This window comes from Kaistella sp. (assembly GCF_049588135.1).
Lineage (GTDB): Bacteria > Bacteroidota > Bacteroidia > Flavobacteriales > Weeksellaceae > Kaistella.
Window position 1 is genome coordinate 1 of sequence record NZ_JBAVFG010000140.1, and the last position, 20,130, is coordinate 20,130.

Genomic DNA, 20,130 nt, shown 5'->3' on the forward strand with positions numbered 1-20,130 from the left:
GCAAGATCCTTATCATAACGATTATCAGGCAAATGGTTTGTGTTTTTCGGTTTCTGAAAATGTGAAAATTCCACCTTCGCTCAAAAATATTTTTACCGAATTAAAAAATGATTTAGGAATCGAAAGAACCCAAAAAGAACTTGACGATTGGGCGAAACAAGGCGTTTTATTGTTAAATGCAACACTTTCTGTACAAGCACATTCACCGAATTCTCACAAAGATTTGGGCTGGGAAAAATTCACCAATTTTATTATTAAAGAAATTTCAGATAAAAGGGAAAATGTGATTTTTGTTTTGTGGGGTGCTTTTGCACAAAAAAAGGAGGAATTTATTGATTCCTCCAAACATTTTATTATTAAATCTGCGCATCCATCACCATTTTCTGTATATCGTGGTTTTTATGGAAGCAAACCTTTTTCGAAGATTAATGATTATTTGAAATCAAAAAATAAAGAAACTATTTCGTGGTAGCTCCTCCTTTTTGAGGTTGGGGATCTCCGGCATTTTCTTTTTTAAACTGAAGTGCAATTTTGTAGCTTCCTTGTAAAGCTTTAAAACCTTTCGCTGAAGTGGTTTCTGGAGTCAAATCCACAAGTGAGATCGAATATCCATTGAAACTTTGAGTGTTGAAATATCCTTTATTTGGATTATTCATAGTGCTTAATTGTACAGTTACAGGTCTGGTATAAAGTCCCATAAATTCCACTTCAGCAATTGCATTTCCAGTCCAGACACATTGCACATCTTTCGGGCAACGGCTGTCTTCTATTACATTCTTGAAGGTGACATTCATTTCGTATTCTTTTAAGAATTTATTTTCGCCTTCCTTTAAATAAACCACATTTTTTTGATTTGAACTTGCCTGTTCCTGTTCGGCAATCTTTACCGCTTCTGCATCGGGCGGTAAACCAGTCGACATTTCTGGCTCTGCTTCTTTCGGAGTTACCGAATTTGTGTTTTGGGAATTGGTTTGCGTATTTTCATTTTTAATTGAAGATACCGCTGCATTTTTATTTTGGCAAGCGACCAAAGTTAAAATGCCAAATGAGGTTAAAATAATTTTGCGAAACATATTATTAATTTTTAAAAATATTAATTAAAACTACCAAAAACATTGCCAATCCCACGATGAAATTGAAGCCTGTTCCGTAGAGAAATCCAATCATAGCACCTTTCGTAGAATTCCACGCTTTTTTCTTGTCATTGACATCATGTAATAATTCGCCCATGAAAACGCCTAAAAACATTCCGATTAAAAAGCCAAAAGGAATGGGAATAAAAAACATTCCTGCAATCGTTCCCACTACAGAACCGATGCTTCCCCAACGTGTTCCTCCATATTTTCGAGTGGTTCTTGCCGGAATTACATAATTTAAAACCACAGAAATCACCGTAAGAAAAACGAAAATCCAAATATAAGTCATCGAAAGCGGCGTATCTGTCCCGAATTTATAAATTAATAATCCTGCTAAACTTAATAATAAACCAGGTAAAACGGGAAGAAATGTTCCTAAAATCCCTAGAACTAATAAAATAATACTAACAATTTCTATTAAAGCCGTGTTCATCGTAACTAAATTTTGTTAAATGTACTTATAAATCTGGGAAAGACAAACAGATTTCTTATTTTTGCGTAGATGAATGACGAACTAAAAAATACGAAAGATTTTTTGCAAAATATTAGTGATCAAATTCACTATTTTGTAAAAGGAAATTTTCCGGAAGATATAATTTTGTGGGTACAAATCGCAGCCAAGTTTTTGCTATTATTTGCACTTATTTATTTAGTGAGCACATTAATTAAAATCCTTTTTAATTTTATTTTCAAATTTTTTGTTGATGAAGAGCGATTTCCTATTTTAAAATCAATTTATAATGCCAAAATTACCTCTTCTGTCGCAAAAGTAATTGCTTTGTTTATAGGTGAGAATGCACTTTTTTCAATTTTTTACCGGCATCCCAAAAGTTTTGATTTTTTAGAAATCATGATTAATATTTCTCTTCTTTTAGTAGTCGGAAATATGGTTTTCAGAATGCTAAAAGCAGTAGAATATTATTATTTATACAAGAAAGATTTTTACATTATTATGGCGCTTCGAGCCATTAATCAAACGGTGAAAATTTTTGGAATTTTTATTTTTTCCATCATTGCAATCTGTATTCTATTTAGAATTAGTGGTTCTGCAATTTTGGGCAGTTTAGGAGCAATTACGGCAGTTTTAGTCTTAGTTTTCAGAGATACAATTCTTGGTTTTGTAACCGGAATTCATGTCGCAACTTCCAAGAATTTGAAAGTAGGCGACTGGATTGGAATTCCGAAATATAATTTGGAAGGTAATATTCAAGACATCAATCTTTTAACAACAAAAATCCAGAATTTTGATAAAACAATTTCTACGATTCCGACCTACGATTTGCTAACGACCGAAATAAAAAACATACAAGTAATGTCGGAAAGCAACACCCGACGGATCAAAAGATCGATTATTTTCAATATCAATTCCTTTAAATTTCTGAATCAAGAAGCGCTTGAAAAATTAGAAAAAATAAATATGATTTCCCATTATCTGAAAACTAAAAAAGAGGAAATGGTGAAAGAACGAGAAACACTTTCGAACCCAGAACTTTTAATTAACGGAAGGCAACTTACCAATATTGGTGTTTTTCGGGAATATGTTTTTAATTATCTTAAAAATAGCCAGCATATTGATCAACAAGGAACTGTGATGGTGAGACAGCTGGAGAATACGCCACAAGGTTTGCCATTGGAAATTTATTGTTTTACGAATGATTCACAATGGGCAAATTATGAAGACATTCAGGCAGATATTTTTGATCATCTTTTAGTCGCTTCCAAAGAGTTTGATCTTCAGGTAATGCAGGTAAGTGTGAAAATTTAATCAATAAAAGTTGTTATATAAATTAATTTTAAATGCAGATTTTTTGACGCAATCCTATTGTCTAAAATCTAAAATCTAACCGTCTAACATCTAATAAAAATGACAAAACTCAGCGTAAATATTAATAAAATTGCAACCCTTCGAAATGCAAGAGGTGGCGAATTACCAAGCGTAACAGAAGCGGCGATTAAGTTACAAGAATTTGGTGCACAAGGAATTACCATTCATCCAAGACCCGATGAAAGACATATTACCCGAAAAGATGTTTACGATTTAAAACCTTTAATTTATACCGAATTTAATATTGAAGGAAATCCGCATCGTCCGTTTATCGACCTGGTTTTGGAAATTAAACCCGAACAAGTTACGCTCGTTCCAGATGCCGATGATGCAATTACTTCAAATGCGGGTTGGGATTGTGAATATAATTTGGAATTTCTGAAATTGGTGATTGCTGAATTCAAAGAAGCAGGAATTCGAACTTCGATTTTCCTCGATCCAAACCCAGAAATGGTGAAATTTGCCGCCGAAACAGGAACGGATCGAATCGAATTATACACCGAAGCCTACGCCAAAAATTATTCTGCCAATAAAGAAGAGGCGATAGAGCCTTACGTTGAAACCGCTATTGAAGCAGAGAAATTCGGATTAGGAATTAACGCCGGACACGATTTAAGTTTAGAGAATTTAAAGTATTTCGCCGACAATATCCCGAATTTATTAGAAGTTTCGATTGGTCACGCACTCATTTCCGAAGCGTTGTATATGGGAATGGAAAATACCGTTCAGGCTTATTTGAAGAGATTGGCGAAATGGTAAAAAGAAATATTAAGATTCTTTAAAATTAATTGATGATGCAAATTTTACACTCGAAAATATACGGACAAGAAAAACCCGGAACGCCACTTCTCGTTTTCCACGGATTGTTCGGAATGCTTGATAATTGGGGAAGTTTCGGCAAAGAAATGGGCGATTTTTTTCCAGTTCATTTAATTGATTTAAGAAATCACGGAAAAAGTTTTCATTCCGATGAAATGTCACACGACGATTTGGCGCACGATATTTCGCATTATATGGAATTTTATAATTTACAGAAAATCAACTTATTAGGTCATTCTTTGGGTGGAAAAGCAGTGATGCAATTCGCCATAAAATATCCTGTGAAAGTAGAAAAATTAATTGTAGTTGATATTTCGCCAAAAGCTTATCCGCCGCATCATCAAGGGATTTTGAAAGCTTTGGAAAGTGTAAATTTCGATAAAATCTCTACAAGACAAGAAGCCGAAGAAATTTTGCATCAATATATTCCCGAAAAATCGGTCATTCAGTTTCTTACCAAAAATTTGTATTGGACTGATGATAAAAAATTGAATTGGCGTTTTAACCTGAAAACCCTTTCCGAAAAATATACGGAATTTGTTTCTAATGCGATAAAATTCGGAGTTTTTTCTGGCGAAACTTTGTTTATTTCCGGCGAAAAATCAAATTATATTTTGCCTCAAGACGAATTCCAGATTAAACAACAATTTCCGCATTCGTCGATTGTTATGATAAAAAATGCCGGACATTGGGTGCAAGCCGAAAACCCGAAAGATTTCAACGAAGTGGTGAAAGATTTTTTGTTAAATAAGGAAGATTTCTAAAGCGTTTATCGTATATTTTGTACTTTAAATCTCGAATCTAATGTCTATAAATCTCATGTCTAAATTATGATTTTAGTTACTGGCGCCACAGGAATTCTCGGAAGAGTAATCGTTTTAGAATTGCTGAAACGCGGCAAAACCGTTCGTGCAACAAAAAGAAAAACAAGTAATATTGAAGATGTAAAACATTCCTTTCAATTTTATACCGAAAATCCTGACGATTTTTTTAATAAAATTGAATGGATTGATGTCGATTTTGATGACGTTGATTCCATAACATATGCCTTAATCAACGTAGAAGAAGTTTATCACTGTGCAGCAAAAGTGAGTTTTCATCCCGATGAGCGACAAGAAATGTATCATTCAAACATCGAAGGAACCAGAAATATTCTTTACGCCTGCGAAAATTCTTCCGTGAAAAAATTCTGTTTTGTGAGTTCTGTTGCCGTTTTAGACGGCGTTGATGAAAACGGAAATGTCACAGAAGATTCCAATTACAATCCGAAATTAGCGCATTCATCTTACGCGAAATCCAAACATTTTTCGGAAATGGAAGTTTGGCGCGCTTCCGCAGAAGGTTTAAATACCGTTATCATCAATCCCGGAGTTATTATCGGAAGCGGAAATTGGCAGTCGAGTAGTGGTGAAATTTTCGGAACTTTCGAGAAATTTCCTTATGCAATGAGCGGAAGTTCAAATTACGTTGATGTTCGAGATGTTGCAAAAATTGCCATTGCTTTAATGGATAAAGAAATTTTTGGCGAACGATTTTTGCTCATTTCTGAAAACAAAAAGTTGGTCGATATTGCAAATCTGATACGGGCGAAATTAGGTAAAACCAACGCGAAAATCCTCCCGAAATTCATTTTGAATTTTGGATATGTTTTGAATCTATTATTCGGTTGGCTGATTCCATCCTTGAGATTGCTCAATAAAATTAATATTCAAGCGGTAACTTCGCACCATATTCTTTCTAATCAAAAAATTAAAGAAAAACTCGATTATGAGTTTATTCCAATTTCCGAAAGTATCGACTTTCATTTAAAAAATTATATTTCAGATCACAAGAAGTCCCCTAAATAATATGAATATTGCAGAATTTTTAAATACAAATGCTGAAAAATTTCCAAGAAAACCCGCAATAGGTTTCAAGAAGAAAGATGCTTGGAAGGAAATTCATTGGGGAGATTTCCGCAGAATGGTTTTCAAAACAGCCAACGCTCTGAAAAATTCTGGAATTTCTGAAAATGATAAAGTTGCAATTTATTCCGATAATTCGGCAGAATGGATTGTTTTCGATTTGGCAATTTTGTCGTTGGGCGCAGTAACGGTGCCGATTTATGCGACCAATAACGAGGAGCAAGCGGAATATATTCTGAATGAATCGGAATGCAAAATAATTCTCGTCGGTAATCAAGAACAATATGATAATTCTTTTGAAATTTTACAAAAAAGTTTATTTTTAACACAGATTATCGTTGCCAAAAAATCCATTTGGATCAAAAAAGAGAACAGTCAATATTTTGAAAATTTCATAAAAAAAACTGAGGAAAATTTTGAAATTGTTCTCAAAAAAGAAGATGATTTAGCAACGATTATTTATACTTCCGGAACGACAGGAGTTCCTAAAGGAGTAATGTTAACCCACGGAAATTTTCATCAATGCATCGAAGCGCATTTTGAATTTTTTAAATTTAAAAACTTTGAGAATGAAACTTCGCTTGCGTTTTTACCATTAACTCACGTTTTCGAAAGAAGCTGGACTTTGCTTACATTGCACGGTGGCGCAAAAGTTTACTTTCTAGAAAACACAAAACTCATTGCAAATGCTTTATCAGAAGTGAAACCCACGATGATGTGCGCTGTGCCGAGGTTTTATCAGAAAATTTATGCTGGTGTAAACGAGATGGCGCAGAACAGCTCAGAAAATAAAAAGAAAATTTTCAATTGGGCAATCAAAACAGGAACTGAAGTTGCCGAATTTCGCCGTTTAAATAAATCGATTCCTTTTTCTTTGAATCTTAAAAATAAAATTGCGGGCATTTTAGTCTTTAATAAAATCAAGAAAAAAATGGGCGGTAATCTTTGGTTTATGCCTTGTGGTGGCGCTTCCGTTTCTGCCGAAGTTACCGAGTTTTTTGAAGCAATGGGAATTCATGTTACCGTTGGTTATGGTTTAACGGAAACTACGGCGACTTTAACGGCTTTTCCTTTTCATAATTTTGAACACGGTTCTGCCGGAATTCCGTTGGGTAATACTGAAATAAAAATTGGCAAAAACAACGAAATTCTTGCCAAAGGAAGTGGAATTATGAAAGGTTATTATAAAAAACCTGTTGAAACTGCCGAAGTTTTTACCGAAGACGGTTGGTTCAAAACTGGCGATGCAGGGAAATTTGATGAAAACGGAACCCTTTTCATCACTGACAGAATTAAGGATTTAATGAAAACTTCCAACGGAAAATATATTGCGCCACAACCAATTGAAAATTCACTTTCCAACAATAATTTTATCGATCAAGCGATGGTTGTTGCGGAAGGAAAACCGTTTGTTACTGCGCTGATTATTCCGAATTTTGAAGCGTTAAAAGAGCAGATTTCAAAAATGAATATTCCGTTTACCAATTGGGAAGAAATGGTGAATTCAGAAAAAATTAAAGCGTTTTATCAAGAAAAATTAGATGAAATTCAGAAAGGATTTTCGGGTTTCGAAAAAGTGAAAAAATTTGTTTTAATGCCTTCGGAATTTGAAATTGGTACTGGCGAAATTACACCAACTTTGAAAGTGAAACGCAATGTGGTGCTGAAAAAATATGCAGAATTAATTGAAAAAATGTATGCATAAATGCAACATTTAAAAATTGAAAAATAATTGTAAAAACATCTTATGATGAACGAATTTTTAGGAAAACAAAACTTCAATATATCCAATCAAACGGTTTCTGAAAGTTGCCCGTCGAATATTGCTTTAATTAAATATTGGGGAAAATACGATAATCAAATTCCAGCAAATCCGAGTATTAGTTATACTTTAAATCATTGTAAAACAAATACTTCAATGGAGTTTTTGGCGGATGAGAAATTCTCTGTTCAAACTTTTTTAGGAGGAAAAGAAGAGTTGAAATTTGCCGAAAAAATCGAAAAATATTTTAAAAATATCGAAGGATATTTGCCTTGGATTTTGAAAGGAAAATATATTATTAAAACCGAAAATACGTTTCCGCACAGTTCGGGAATTGCAAGTTCGGCTTCGGGTTTTGGTGCGATTGCAAAATGTTTGATGGATTTGGACGCTCAATTTTCGGGGAAATCTGATGAAGATTTTAAATTGAAAAAAGCAAGTTTCTTAGCAAGATTAGGAAGCGGAAGTGCGTGCAGAAGTTTGTACAACGGTTTGGTTGTTTGGGGAAAAACGGCGGAAGTTGCCGAAAGTTCAGATTTATTTGCAGTTCAATATCCAAACGAAGAAATTCATTCGATTTTCAAAAATTTCAACGATTGGGTTTTGCTTATTCACGAAGGTGAAAAATCGGTGAGTTCTACTGTTGGTCATGGTTTGATGAATACAAATCCGTATGCGGAAAAACGATTTCAGGAAGCTCATGAAAATTTTAAAACCTTAAAAGAGATTCTGAAAAACGGCGATTTACAAAATTTTATTCAGCTTGTTGAACACGAAGCTTTAACGCTTCACGCGATGATGATGATGAGCGAACCTGCATTTATCCTGATGAAAACAGGAACTTTGCAAGTCATCAACAAAATTTGGGAATTCCGAAAAGAAACCAATTTGCCTTTATTTTTTACTTTAGACGCAGGTGCTAATGTTCATCTTTTATTTCCGGAAAATTCGGATTCAGAAAAAATTAAAGAATTTATCGTCAAAGAACTTTTACAATTTACCCAAAATAATGGCGTCGTGAAAGATATGATGAATTTTTAGAAATGAAAAAGAAATATAAGTTTGCAATTTTTGTAGTAATTGTTTTTTTAATTTTCATCTTTTTTGCTTTCTATGAAAAAGGTCATATTTTGGGAAATTGGGGAAGAAATCGAACTATAGATTGGAAATAAAATTCAGATAAAAATCGACTCAATAATTGGGTCGATTTGTTTTTTTTATTCGAAAAACTTTTGAAAAACTACTTTTTCAACGCAAGTCTGCTCATCGTATGCATGATAAAAACCACGATGATTCCAACGATTGCTGCAGACATTGATAGAACGAAAGTTGAGTTTTCTTCTGCCAGAAATCCTAGATTCCATTCGATAACATAAAGATTGATACCGATGAATACGATGAAAAGTGCTAAAAATATTTTATAGAACAGTTGCATTTTTTTTAATTTAAAATTTAACATACGTTGAAAAAAGTTGCGCAAAATTTGCGGTAAATAATTTGATGGAAATCGCAAGCAATATAATTCCGAAGACTTTTTGTAAAACCTGAAGTGTTCCGTCGCCTAATTTTTGCTCCAACCAGTTCGCTGATTTAAGCACCAAATATACGAAAATTGTATTGATGATAATACCGATAATGATATTGATATCATGGTATTCTGCTCGCAAAGAAAGAGTAGTAGTAAGCGTTCCTGCGCCTGCAATTAACGGAAATGCAATCGGCACAATCGATGCTGATTTGGATTCTGTATTCTTCTGAATTTCAATACCCAGAATCATTTCTAAAGCAATCACGAAGATTACAAATGCACCCGCAATCGCAAACGAGTTCACATCAACGCCGATGAGATTTAGAATTTTATTTCCGATAAAAAGAAAGGCGATCATCAAGATTCCCGCCACGATTGCCGCACGTTCGGCTTCAATTTTACCGAACTTCTTTTTTAAGCCAACAATAATTGGGACTGAGCCGATAATATCGATTACCGCAAAGAGAATCATCGAGGCAGTAAGTGTTTCTTTTAATGAGAAAGATTCTAACATTTATGAAGATTATTAATTTCGCAAAAATATGAAAAATAATTCATTATTTGTTAATTTTTGAATATAAGGTATGGATGGAGTGGTAGAGCTCATCCATTTGTTCATCTGAATGAAATGGTGCAAATCTTTCGATGAGAATTTGCTCCGTAAGAACTCTGTAGTGTTCCGAAATTTGCTTACCCTTAGTTTGTTCTAAAATAGTTCGGAAATCTGAATCAGTATTTGCAAAATAGGATTCTTTCGTTTCTCTATTTAATTCATTATAGGCCGAAAAGAAATTGGTAAAGTCTTTTTTATCTTTTAAAATTTTTAAATATTCAATATTTTCTTCGAAGTGGTTTGTAAGGTTTTTTCTAATGAGTTCTTCTGTTTCAGAAATAGTCGTTATTGGACTTGAAATAAGTTGTGGCCTTAGTTTTCTTTTTTCTTTTTTTCGCAATACTATTAAAACTAAGGAAATGAAAGTAATCAATAAGATTAAATTCCCGAAAACAATTTTCCAGTCGATTTTATTTTTATCTTTTACTTTAAAGTTTTGAGTTTGTAAAACTGGAGTGTTTACGGTTTCTAAAACAGTATTCGTATATTCATTTACTTTTTCTAGCGTTGATTTCGCATCAGCAATTTGAGCTGGAGTTTTCACGTCGACTAACAATTCCTTAGAACCCAAATCTAGGTATTTTGAATTATCAGGATCAAAGTAGCTGAAATCTTCAAATTTAATAGAAATCAGTCCAGGTTTTTTCGGCACTACGATGTACTCGGAACTTATTGATCCAGAAAGTCCATTTTTTTTAGTTGTGGTTTCGGTGGTGATTTTGGGCGGGAAGAAAACATAGTCAGAGGAATTCAGAATTTTTGGTAAATGCAAATTTGATAGATTCCCTGTGCCTGCTATTTTCAAAATAATATGCATCGGTTTTTCGAGTTCAGGAATCTCGTCATTATGAAGACTCAATAAATCCACGGTAAATTGACCAACTGCATTTTTAAAATGGGCTGGCATTCCGACTGGCAGTTTCTTTACATCTAAATGTACTTTATTTGATGAAATTCTGTTATCGTTTGCCGAATTAGCAAACGAAGCAGAGATAGGATTAATCTCTATAGTTCCTGTTTCTGACGGAAAAATTATAAAAACACCGATGACTTGGGAAGCCATGCCAGCATTAAATTCAATCTCCGATTTGGCAAAACTGACGGGTTTTATATTCGCATTGGGTTGATGCGGAAAATGAAGTTTTCCTACTTTTCGAAAATTATCGTAATCTCGGCTGTAAGCACGTAAAATAGCAACAGTTGGTTCGTTTTTATAAACTACTTTATCCTGAACTTCTAAATTCAAATATAAATTATTCTTATCGGAATTATCAGCGACGGAGTTCGATTTTTCATTATCTCGTACATTAATATCGAAGGGTTCTGTTTTATAAATTTTCCCATTAACAGTTACCAAGGCAGATCCAATTTTTACTTTACCAATTTGCTTTGGTGAAAGCACACATTGATAAACCAATTGATTGATTACATCTCCTTTTTTGGCATCTAGAATGATTGTATTCCGTTCAGATGCAGTTCCGATAAGGTCGAATTTTGAAAAATCTGGCATTTGGAGAGGAGTTTGTTGCTCCATATTTTCACCACTAATTTCCAGTAGAACGGTTAATGTAAATCGCTGACCCACTTTTTGATCCTTCACATCAGATATTGCCAAAGTAACTTGCCCGTAAGTTAATATGGCAGAAAATAAAAGTAATATGTAAGAAAGTTGTTGTTTCATTACCAATCCTTTTCGTTGCTTTCAGGCATTGAATAAGAGTTTTTATTAAGAATTTTCTTGGCGGTTTCTCGTTCTTTATTTCCAACTCGGTTTAGAAGCGCTTCTTCTAATTCTTTGGGCATTTGATCGGAATTGCTGTTTTTATTTTCATTGGGATCTTTCCCTTCGCCATTTCCTTTATTTTGTTGTCCGTTTCCGGCTTCTTTCTGAGGTTGATCTCCTTTATCCTGACCGTTATTTTTTTCTTTATTTTCGCCGCCTGAGTTTTCTTTTTGTTTCTTTTTTTCTTCTTTTTCTTTTTCTTTCAGCATTGCAATTTCATAATTCTTACGAATGCTTTCATTGTAAGGATCTTGCTTAAGAGCTTGTTTGTAAAGTTCAGCTGCTTTTTTGGAATCTCCGTTTTGCATATAAGTGTTTGCTAGATTATAGAGCGCAGCACTTTTATCAGGAAGAGTGGTTGAGAGCTTTTCAGCTTTTTCGAATTCGGCTTTTGCTTCCTCGTACATTTTTCTTTTGTAAAGAGAGTTACCAAGATTATAGTGAGCCATAAACTCTTTATCATTAAGTTTTACAGCTTCCATGTATTTCGAAGAAGAGGATTCGTAATTTTCTTTGTCGAATTGCTGATTCCCTTTGAAGACTAAGGTCTTATAATTTTCTTGAGCAGAAAAAAAGGAACAGCCAAACGCTATGAAAAACGTAGGAAAAAGTAAATTCAGATTCATCGCTGCAAAATTATTCCTTTATTTGTTAAAGTCTATGGATGAAATTGTTAAATTTCGGTTAAATTAGGCTGAAAGATATTGGTTTTGAATCAAATATTAAAGTCTCGCTTGGGATTTACCAGAAAAATAATAAGAAACAAAAAAATTGATACCCCTAAAAAATATTGATAATAATGGATTGCATTATTAGATTTCACCATCGTTTCGGAGGAAGTTGCACTTTTTCGCAATCCATCAATGATTTCAGTAGTTGCATTTTCGAGGTTATTTCCATCGACATACGTTCCGTTCGTTTGGTTTGCGATATTTTTTAAGGCCATATTTTCTCTTTTTGAAATAACGGTTTGTCCTGCTCTGTCGGTTTTATAACCCATCAATTGACCAAAGACATATTCTGGAATTGGTGCGCCTTCTTCGGAGCCAATTCCCACTGTGATTACAGAAATACCTTCTGATTTTGCTAGTTTTGTGGCAGATTTTTCATTGCCTTCATTGTCTTCACCATCACTTAATAAAACGACTTGTCGAGCACCTTTTGGGATGTTTCTAAATTTATCTGCAACGGTTTGCATTGCTTTTAAAAAGTCTGTTCCCTGGGTTTTTACAATATTGGTTTCTATGCCACCAAGGTAAGTTTCCGCCGCAGTAAAATCTGTTGTTAAAGGCATAATCGAACTTGCATCACCAGCGAAAACTACGATTCCAACTTTATCGTTTTTCATTTTCTCCATCGTGTTGATGATGATGTTTTTGGCTTCGTCTAAACGGTTTGGTGCAACATCCTGGGCATTCATAGAATTAGAAACATCGAGAAGGAAAATGACGTTATTCATCTTTTGTTTGGATTTTACTTCTTCCGAACCACTCAATAAATCGACGATGGATAAAACTAAAAATAAAGTCGCCAATAAATAAAGAATCGGCAAAATTTTTGCAAATCCATATTTTTTCTCGAATAATTTTTCCTGAAATCTTGCTTCGGCAAAAATTTTCTTTCGCTGATTTTTCCATTTGATGTAAGCAATCATAATGATTCCGAGCAGCGGCAAAAGCAACAACAAAATTAAATACCAATTATTTCCTAAAGTCCAATTCATTTTTATTTTTTTCCTCTTCCTAAATCCCTTTCCGAAGGAGCTTCATGAAGATGTTAAACTTCGCAAAATTTGCAGGATTTTTGTTATTATAAATTACAACACTTCGTTGAAAAACATAATAAATGATTGACAATCAGTGAGGTGATTTAAATGATGCAATGCGAAAGACATGAAAAATTGTTGATTATAAATGTCTTATATAAATAATAACAAGCTTCTAATTTTGAATTTCTCCGAGTTATCCAGTACCAAAAGTATTATTTTTTCAGCACTCATACAAATGAATAATCTCAATTTGAGGAGCGCTCATTTTTTTGTTGCCTATTTTTTCATTTTTTTAAACATTAAAGGAAAATTGAATTTCTTACAATTTGAACATTTTGGAAAACTTGATGAACAGACATTTTACAATCAATTTGAAGGGGAATTTGATTTCTTGGAATTGTAAAAATGGGTATTGCAATAATTTACTGCTGGATAGATTTATTTGCAAGTTCGAAATAAACCCGAACACGAGAAAAATAAACTTAAATTACAGCAACTCTACTGTTTTGGTAGAATTGCGCATTGAAAATTTAACGAAGTGTTGTAATTAAAATCGGATATACCTATTAAAAGTTCTTATTTTGTTTAAAAATTTCAGGAAAAATAGTGTGTGTGGAATATTTTTAGTATTTTTAAATTAAAGATACAATTGACCAAATGAAAATTTTTCTAGCCTCACAAATCAAAAAATGGGATTCATATACAATTGAGAATGATATGGTTTCCTCCCTTCAGTTAATAGAAAGAGCTGCTCAGTCTTGTGTGAATTGGTTTTTTAAGAATTTTGAAAACAACTATTCGTTCACTATTTTCTGTGGCTGTGGCAATAATGGGGGTGATGGTTTTGCAATTGCAAGACTGTTGTACTACAAAGGTTTTGAAGTTACTGTTTTTACGGAAGAGAAACAAGGCTTCTCAGAAGATGCCTTGGTGAACCTTCAGCGCTGCAGAGAGATTTCAGGTATTGCCTTACGGGATTTTGAGCATTATGGCGATTTCGTTTTTAAGGAAAATTCGATCATTATTGATGCGCTTTTCGGAATTGGTCTTAATCGAAATATTGAGGGTAAAATCGCCAATTTGATCAATTTTCTTAATAATTTATCTTTTCCTAGAATTTCAATTGATATTCCGTCCGGATTAATGGCAGATAAAATGATTGATGACAATGCTGTTGTTTTTAAAGCTGATGAGACTTTGACTTTTCAAGCGTGGAAGAAATCAATGCTGCACCCCGAAACAGGAATCTTTTGTGGGAATATTCATTTAATCGATATTTTTCTGAGTGATGAGTTTAATTCCATAGAACCATCTGCTGAATTTGTAATCGGTGAGAAATTAAGTCATGAAATTTATAAGATTAGAAATGAGTTTTCACATAAAGGAACTTACGGAAAAACAACAATTGTAGCGGGAAGTTTTGGCAAAATGGGAGCAGCTGTTTTAGCCACCAAGGCTGCACTGAAATCGGGGAGCGGATTGACCTTTGTGCTCGCGCCAAAATGTGGTTATGAAATCTTGCAGATTGCCTGTCCGGAGGCAATGTTTATTAATGGTGGGAAGAATGAAGTGGTTAATTTTGACTTTGAAAAAAATTCTGTAATTGGAGTCGGTCCAGGTTTAGGGGGAAGTTCTGAAACAGAATATGCATTTATGGAGTTTTTGAAAAATTATGATAAACCATTAGTTATTGATGCAGATGCACTCAATACTATTGCAGATAATTCTATTTTTTTGAAACGAATTCCTGAGAATTCTATCATCACACCACACCCAAAAGAATTTGAGCGACTTTTCGGAAAAACAGATAACTCATTTGAACGGCTAAATCTTGCCCAACAAAAAGCGCAGGAATTACAAATTTTTATTGTTCTAAAAGATCATCATACCCAAATTATTACTCCTACAAATAAGGTTTACTATAATGTGACAGGGAATTCTGGCATGGCAAAAGGAGGAAGTGGTGATGCATTATTAGGAATTATAACGGCTCTTTTGGCTCAAGATTATTCGCCAGAAAATGCTGCGATTTTCGGAGTTTGGCTTCATGGTAAAGCAGGAGATTTCGCTGCGGAAAAATTTTCAAAAGAAGCGATGATGCCTTCAGATTTAATTGATGAAATTGGAACGGTGTTTAAATATCTTAATTAAAAAATCCTTCCAAAAAATTGAAAGGATTGATTTGTAAACAAATTCCATAAACCTATTCTGGTTTTTCGTTTTGCTCTTCGGTAATCACATTGTTTTTCGAATACCACATAATTACGAATCCAGCAATCATAAATGGAATCGAAAGAACTTGCCCTGTATTTAATCCCGCAATGTGAATGAATTCGTCACCTTGTGGTTCTTTCAGGAATTCTACAAAAAATCGAATCGCCCAAAGGAGAATAAAGAATAATCCAAAAAGCCAACCTTGATGGTATTTTTTCTTGGTATATCGGTATAAAATCCACAGTAAAATAAAGAGTAAAAAATAACCTCCAGCTTCAAATAATTGAGTCGGATATCGTGGTACAATTGCGCCGTATTCAGAACTTTGCTGTGGAAATAAAATGGCAAACGGTGAATTTTCTGGTGCCGGTTTTCCGATAATTTCAGAATTAAAAAAGTTCCCTATCCTTACGAAAGCACCGCCTAAAGCAACAGGAATCCCAATTCTGTCATATACCCAAAAAGGATTTTTTTTGATAATCTTATAGGAATAATATAAGGTTGTGAAAATTAAAGCGATGGTCGCCCCGTGACTTGCTAATCCGGAAAATCCAGTGAATTCAAGATGAGGTTTTGTGCGAATTGGTAAAAAAACTGACCAGAAGTCTTCCCGAAATAATTCAGGTTGATAAAAAATAACGTGTCCTATTCTTGCCCCAAAGATCGTTCCGATTAAAGTCCATGTAAAAAGTGGTTCTACATATTTTAAGTTAACATTATCAATTTTATAAATTTTGGTCATCAGCATATAGCCCAAACCAAAAGCGAAAATAAACATCAAACTATAGTAATGAAGCGTGATTGGACCAAGGTGAATTCCTGTGGACGGATCCCAAGTGGAGTATAATAATGTTAACATATAATTTATTTCAATTTTTTTTTAAACTCAATAACTCTCAACAACTCACGGCTTTTTTGGCGGCACCGGATCATAACCTTCACCGCCCCAAGGATGACATCTTGCAATTCTTTTTGCACCTAACCATAAGCCTTTAATTGGACCGTGAACTTTGAGTGCTTCTATCATATAATGAGAGCAGGTCGGTTCGTAACGACAATTTTTTGGCAATAACGGAGAAATAAACCACTGATAAAATTTTATCAGGACAACCAAAGGAAATGTGATGATTTTGTTGAGCATTGCCTTGCAAAAATAGCGAAATAGTTTAAATTTGCTTTAAGTTTGTGATTAAAGTTGCTATTCTATAAATTGTTTCTAGTTTATTTTTTAATTGCAACATCAACCCTTTACTTCAAAAACCTCAATTTTTTTAATTTTGAATTCTAATTCACCTCTTGCCGAAAAATTACGACCCAAAACTTTAGATCAAGTTTTGGGACAGGAACATTTAACCGGAAAAAATGGACCGATTCGTAAAATGTTAGAGAATGATACTTTGAATTCTTTGATCTTTTGGGGACCACCCGGAACTGGGAAAACGACTTTAGCAGAAATTATCTCCGAAACTTCTGGTAGAAAATTTTATAAACTTTCGGCGGTTTCAAGCGGGGTGAAAGATATTAGAGAGATCATTGAAGAAGCTAAAAAACAAAATCTATTTTCCGGCAAATCACCGATTCTGTTCATTGATGAAATTCACCGGTTCAATAAATCGCAACAAGATTCTTTGCTTCATGCGGTTGAGAAAGGTTGGGTGGTTTTAATGGGTGCAACAACTGAAAACCCGAGTTTTGAAGTGGTTTCAGCTTTGCTCTCACGTTCGCAAGTATATATTTTAAAAGCTTTAGAATATGAAAAATTAGAAGAGTTGATCGATATTTCTTTGAATAAATACAATCAGGATTCCAATACCGATTTCAGCATTAAAGATAAGGAAGCATTGATTCAATATTCCGGAGGTGATGCCAGAAAGTTGATTAATGCTGTTGAAAACGTACTCAATCAATTCAAAAATTCTGATAAAAAGGAAATTGATAATGAAGATGTGCTTTCTGTTTTGCAGGAAACCATGGCGTTGTATGACAAGAATGGCGAACAGCATTATGATATTATTTCTGCCTTTATCAAATCAATGCGAGGTTCTGATCCGAATGGTGCGGTGTATTGGTTAGCAAGAATGTTGGTTGGTGGCGAAGATATTAAGTTTATTGCGAGGCGAATGTTGATTTTGGCTTCCGAAGATATTGGCTTGGCAAATCCAAATGCTTTGGTGATGGCGAACAATTGTTTTCAAGCAATTAATGTAATTGGAAATCCCGAGGCCAGAATTATTTTAAGTCAAACTGCGGTTTATTTGGCGGTTTCACCGAAAAGTAATTCAACTTATCTTGCGATTGATGATGCGATTTCTAATATTAAAAAAACTGGAAATCTTCCTGTTCCTTTACATTTAAGAAATGCACCAACCAAATTAATGAAGGATTTGAATTATGGAAAAGAGTATGATTACGCTCATTCTCACGAAGGTAATTTCGTTGATTTAGAATTTCTTCCGGAAGAATTGAAAGGAACTTCATTTTATAAACCCGGAAATAATTCTACCGAAAATAAAATTGCAGACCAACTCAAAAAGAAATGGAAAGATAAATATTAAATTTGAGCTTTTTCAGATTTCCAAAAGATCAGCTTTCAAGCAAATATTCATTATAATGTCCTAAAAACTTCACGGTTACTCCAATGGATTCTAATTCTTCTAATGCGTTTTTCGATAACACAGGATTCCATTCGTTCGCAACATTAATAAAGAAAAAATAATTCCCAAGTCCGGTTTTCAAAGTTCTGCTTTCGATTTTTGAAAGGTTCATTTGTCGCCACGCAAAAACTGAAAGCACTTGGTGTAGTCCACCTGCATGATCTTCGGGAAGCGTTATTAATAAAGAAGTTTTCTCCGAAGTTTTTGGAATGTCGAGTCGTAGCAAATCGTCCTTTTTTGAAATCACAATAAACTTGGTGTGGTTTTGTTCGAAATCCTGAATATTAGAATGGATGATTTTTAATCCATATAATTTCGCGGCATAAGAATTTGCAATTGCTGCCCATTTTTCTTGTGGATTTTCGGATACCAATTTCGCTGCTGCTGCCGTAGAACTGAAATCTCGGGTTTCTTTATTTTTAAATTGATGATGCCGAAAATGAAAAGTTTGAGCCAAAGCTTGAGGATGAGAAATTATGGTTTCAAAATTTTCGTTGTCATGGTGAATCATCAAATGATGAGCAATCGGCATCACGACTTCGGTTTCGATAAAAATATTATCAAAGTCATAAAGATAATCCAAGGTCATCGAAACGGTTCCTTCAATCGAATTTTCTAATGGAACAACTGCTTTATCAACTTCATCATTGATCACTGCATTAAAGCAATCGATGATGCTTGATTGCGGAATAAGTTCATTTTCAGGAAAAATTTGAGAACATGCTAATTGTGTAAAACTTGCATGCGGACCGAGGAATGCGATTTTCATTCTGCAAAAATAAAAAAGCCAATCGAATTGATGGACTTTATTGCCTCTAATTTGATATCGATTTAATTGCTTCGATTAATTTTCCTTTTAAATTAAAAAAAACCGCACATAAAGTGCGGAATTTAGTAAATATGAAAAAATGTTTTAAGAATATTTCTTAAACTAGAAATTAGGATAATGATATTTCTGGCATTGCATAAATTTGTGATTTTGCACGCAGTTCTATTATTTTTTTAATGTAATTCAAATCTTTTGCCTCATCAATCGTCATGTCTTTGAATTCATAGATTTTTACCACTTTATTGTCTTCAAAAGATTGAGTCACACTTTTCAGTTCTTCTGCATTTTTTACAGAAACACTCGTGATCAAATGGTTGGGAACGGCATTTGTTTCTGCTTTTGCAATTCCGAAAAGCCTTTCCCAGAAGTTCTTTTTCAGTTCCGGTGCGTTGTCTTTATCGGTTCTGTAAATGATGTAATCCTGGTTCTTGATTCCTGACTTTTCAATTCCTGCAGAAACTTCTTTGATGTTTTCTTGACTTGGAAAAAGACCAACAATCGTGTAGTTCATGATAAATGTGTTTTAGTTGTTAAATTCTATGCAAATATACAGTGAAATTATTTGTAAAAAGCCAATATTTTGAATATTAACATAAACTTGATAAAAATCAGGAATTATTTTAATAATATGATAATTATTGATTAGCTCTGCTTTAAGAAAATTTCAATTGATTATCTTTACACTCCTTAAATTAAAATTTTATGAATATGAATGTTTTGCTGGCTTCGACTTCTACGCTCTTTGGTGGAAATTATTTGGAATACCTTCAGTCCGAAATTGCTGAACTTTTTAACGGAATAAGTGAAATTGTTTTTATTCCATTTGCTCGACCAGGTGGGATTTCACATGATGATTATACCCATAATGCAAGAGCGTTTTTTGCTCAATTTAATATGAGTGTGAAAGGATTGCATGAATTTGACAATCAAATTGAAGCGGTGAATGAAGCAAAAGGTTTTTTTACAGGCGGTGGAAATACCTTTTTATTGGTGAAAACTTTACATGAAAGTAATTTAATGCAAGTTTTAAAAGAGAATGTAGAAAACGGAAAACCGTATTTAGGAACAAGTGCTGGATCAAATATTGGCGGACTCAATATGAAAACCACCAATGATATGCCGATTGTTTATCCGCCGAGTTTTGAATGTATGGGCGCAGTTCCTTTTAATATTAATCCGCATTATCTTGATCCAAGTCCAGATTTGAAACATAATGGTGAAACCCGAGAAACCAGAATCAAAGAATTTCTAACTCAAAATGATACGAAAGTAATTGGGCTTCGAGAAGGAAATTG

The 20,130-nt window shown here is 33.8% G+C and carries 21 protein-coding genes; 10 read left to right on the top strand and 11 right to left on the bottom strand.

Annotated elements, in window-relative coordinates; all coding sequences use genetic code 11:
- The coding region (locus tag WBY99_RS08165) for a uracil-DNA glycosylase (RefSeq protein ID WP_423975840.1) at positions 1–472 on the top strand (472 nt) is incomplete at its 5' end.
- On the opposite strand, the gene WBY99_RS08170 is transcribed toward WBY99_RS08165, so the two are convergent.
- Both WBY99_RS08170 and WBY99_RS08175 read right to left on the bottom strand, forming a co-directional pair.
- Entirely contained in the window at positions 459–1,073 is a 615-nt protein-coding gene (locus tag WBY99_RS08170; RefSeq protein ID WP_423975841.1) for a hypothetical protein, read from the bottom strand. The two genes, WBY99_RS08165 and WBY99_RS08170, sit on opposite strands and share 14 nt — an antisense overlap.
- A gap of 4 nt (positions 1,074–1,077) precedes the next feature.
- Complete coding sequence (locus tag WBY99_RS08175; RefSeq protein WP_423975842.1) at positions 1,078–1,569, bottom strand: DUF456 domain-containing protein; 492 nt, start codon at positions 1,567–1,569, stop codon at positions 1,078–1,080.
- 69 nt (positions 1,570–1,638) lie between these two features.
- Between WBY99_RS08175 and WBY99_RS08180 the strand changes: the two genes are divergently transcribed.
- From WBY99_RS08180 to mvaD, 6 genes are all read left to right on the top strand, one after another.
- Positions 1,639–2,901 (top strand): mechanosensitive ion channel family protein, encoded by a 1,263-nt coding sequence (locus WBY99_RS08180; RefSeq protein WP_423975843.1) that lies wholly within the window; start codon positions 1,639–1,641, stop codon positions 2,899–2,901.
- Between the two features lie 99 nt (positions 2,902–3,000).
- Positions 3,001–3,720: a pyridoxine 5'-phosphate synthase gene (locus WBY99_RS08185; RefSeq protein WP_423975844.1), complete on the top strand. Its 720-nt coding sequence runs from the start codon at positions 3,001–3,003 to the stop codon at positions 3,718–3,720.
- Between the two features lie 35 nt (positions 3,721–3,755).
- Entirely contained in the window at positions 3,756–4,544 is a 789-nt protein-coding gene (locus WBY99_RS08190; RefSeq protein WP_423975859.1) for an alpha/beta fold hydrolase, read from the top strand.
- Between the two features lie 66 nt (positions 4,545–4,610).
- Complete coding sequence (locus WBY99_RS08195) at positions 4,611–5,627, top strand: NAD-dependent epimerase/dehydratase family protein (RefSeq protein ID WP_423975845.1); 1,017 nt, start codon at positions 4,611–4,613, stop codon at positions 5,625–5,627.
- 1 nt (position 5,628) lies between these two features.
- Positions 5,629–7,389 (top strand): AMP-dependent synthetase/ligase, encoded by a 1,761-nt coding sequence (locus tag WBY99_RS08200; protein ID WP_423975846.1) that lies wholly within the window; start codon positions 5,629–5,631, stop codon positions 7,387–7,389.
- A gap of 42 nt (positions 7,390–7,431) precedes the next feature.
- On the top strand, positions 7,432–8,487 hold the full coding sequence (gene mvaD / locus WBY99_RS08205; protein ID WP_423975847.1) for a diphosphomevalonate decarboxylase: 1,056 nt from the start codon (positions 7,432–7,434) through the stop codon (positions 8,485–8,487).
- 199 nt (positions 8,488–8,686) lie between these two features.
- Here mvaD and WBY99_RS08210 read toward each other — a convergent pair whose 3' ends face one another.
- The 5 genes from WBY99_RS08210 to WBY99_RS08230 all read right to left on the bottom strand — a co-directional run bounded on the left by WBY99_RS08210 (position 8,687) and on the right by WBY99_RS08230 (position 13,093).
- Complete coding sequence (locus WBY99_RS08210; RefSeq protein WP_423975848.1) at positions 8,687–8,881, bottom strand: hypothetical protein; 195 nt, start codon at positions 8,879–8,881, stop codon at positions 8,687–8,689.
- A 10-nt stretch (positions 8,882–8,891) separates the two neighbouring features.
- The gene (locus WBY99_RS08215) at positions 8,892–9,488 is read right to left on the bottom strand and encodes a MarC family protein (RefSeq protein WP_423975849.1); all 597 of its coding nucleotides are present in this window, start codon (positions 9,486–9,488) and stop codon (positions 8,892–8,894) included.
- A 43-nt stretch (positions 9,489–9,531) separates the two neighbouring features.
- On the bottom strand, positions 9,532–11,268 hold the full coding sequence (locus tag WBY99_RS08220) for a BatD family protein (protein ID WP_423975850.1): 1,737 nt from the start codon (positions 11,266–11,268) through the stop codon (positions 9,532–9,534).
- Positions 11,268–11,996 (bottom strand): tetratricopeptide repeat protein, encoded by a 729-nt coding sequence (locus tag WBY99_RS08225; protein WP_423975851.1) that lies wholly within the window; start codon positions 11,994–11,996, stop codon positions 11,268–11,270. The genes WBY99_RS08220 and WBY99_RS08225 overlap by 1 nt, the downstream gene beginning before the upstream one ends.
- A gap of 89 nt (positions 11,997–12,085) precedes the next feature.
- Positions 12,086–13,093 carry a vWA domain-containing protein gene (locus WBY99_RS08230; protein ID WP_423975852.1) on the bottom strand — a complete coding sequence of 336 codons (1,008 nt, stop codon included), beginning with the start codon at positions 13,091–13,093 and terminating at the stop codon, positions 12,086–12,088.
- Positions 13,094–13,795: 702 nt separating this feature from the next.
- Between WBY99_RS08230 and WBY99_RS08235 the strand changes: the two genes are divergently transcribed.
- On the top strand, positions 13,796–15,289 hold the full coding sequence (locus WBY99_RS08235) for an NAD(P)H-hydrate dehydratase (protein ID WP_423975853.1): 1,494 nt from the start codon (positions 13,796–13,798) through the stop codon (positions 15,287–15,289).
- A gap of 52 nt (positions 15,290–15,341) precedes the next feature.
- On the opposite strand, the gene lgt is transcribed toward WBY99_RS08235, so the two are convergent.
- A complete protein-coding gene (gene lgt, locus WBY99_RS08240; RefSeq protein WP_423975854.1) occupies positions 15,342–16,211 on the bottom strand; it encodes a prolipoprotein diacylglyceryl transferase in 870 nt (289 codons plus the stop codon).
- Between the two features lie 45 nt (positions 16,212–16,256).
- Complete coding sequence (gene yidD, locus WBY99_RS08245; protein WP_423975855.1) at positions 16,257–16,493, bottom strand: membrane protein insertion efficiency factor YidD; 237 nt, start codon at positions 16,491–16,493, stop codon at positions 16,257–16,259.
- A 136-nt stretch (positions 16,494–16,629) separates the two neighbouring features.
- Here yidD and WBY99_RS08250 point away from each other — a divergent pair, with 136 nt between their 5' ends.
- Complete coding sequence (locus WBY99_RS08250; RefSeq protein WP_423975856.1) at positions 16,630–17,907, top strand: replication-associated recombination protein A; 1,278 nt, start codon at positions 16,630–16,632, stop codon at positions 17,905–17,907.
- 28 nt (positions 17,908–17,935) lie between these two features.
- Here the strand turns inward: WBY99_RS08250 and pheA are convergent, their stop codons facing one another.
- Together pheA and WBY99_RS08260 are read right to left on the bottom strand one after the other, a co-directional pair.
- A complete protein-coding gene (gene pheA, locus WBY99_RS08255; RefSeq protein WP_423975857.1) occupies positions 17,936–18,775 on the bottom strand; it encodes a prephenate dehydratase in 840 nt (279 codons plus the stop codon).
- Positions 18,776–18,944: 169 nt separating this feature from the next.
- Entirely contained in the window at positions 18,945–19,346 is a 402-nt protein-coding gene (locus WBY99_RS08260; RefSeq protein WP_423975858.1) for a hypothetical protein, read from the bottom strand.
- Between the two features lie 197 nt (positions 19,347–19,543).
- Between WBY99_RS08260 and pepE the strand changes: the two genes are divergently transcribed.
- Positions 19,544–20,130 (top strand): dipeptidase PepE (pepE, locus tag WBY99_RS08265; protein WP_423975860.1); only part of this gene is annotated, 587 nt, incomplete at its 3' end.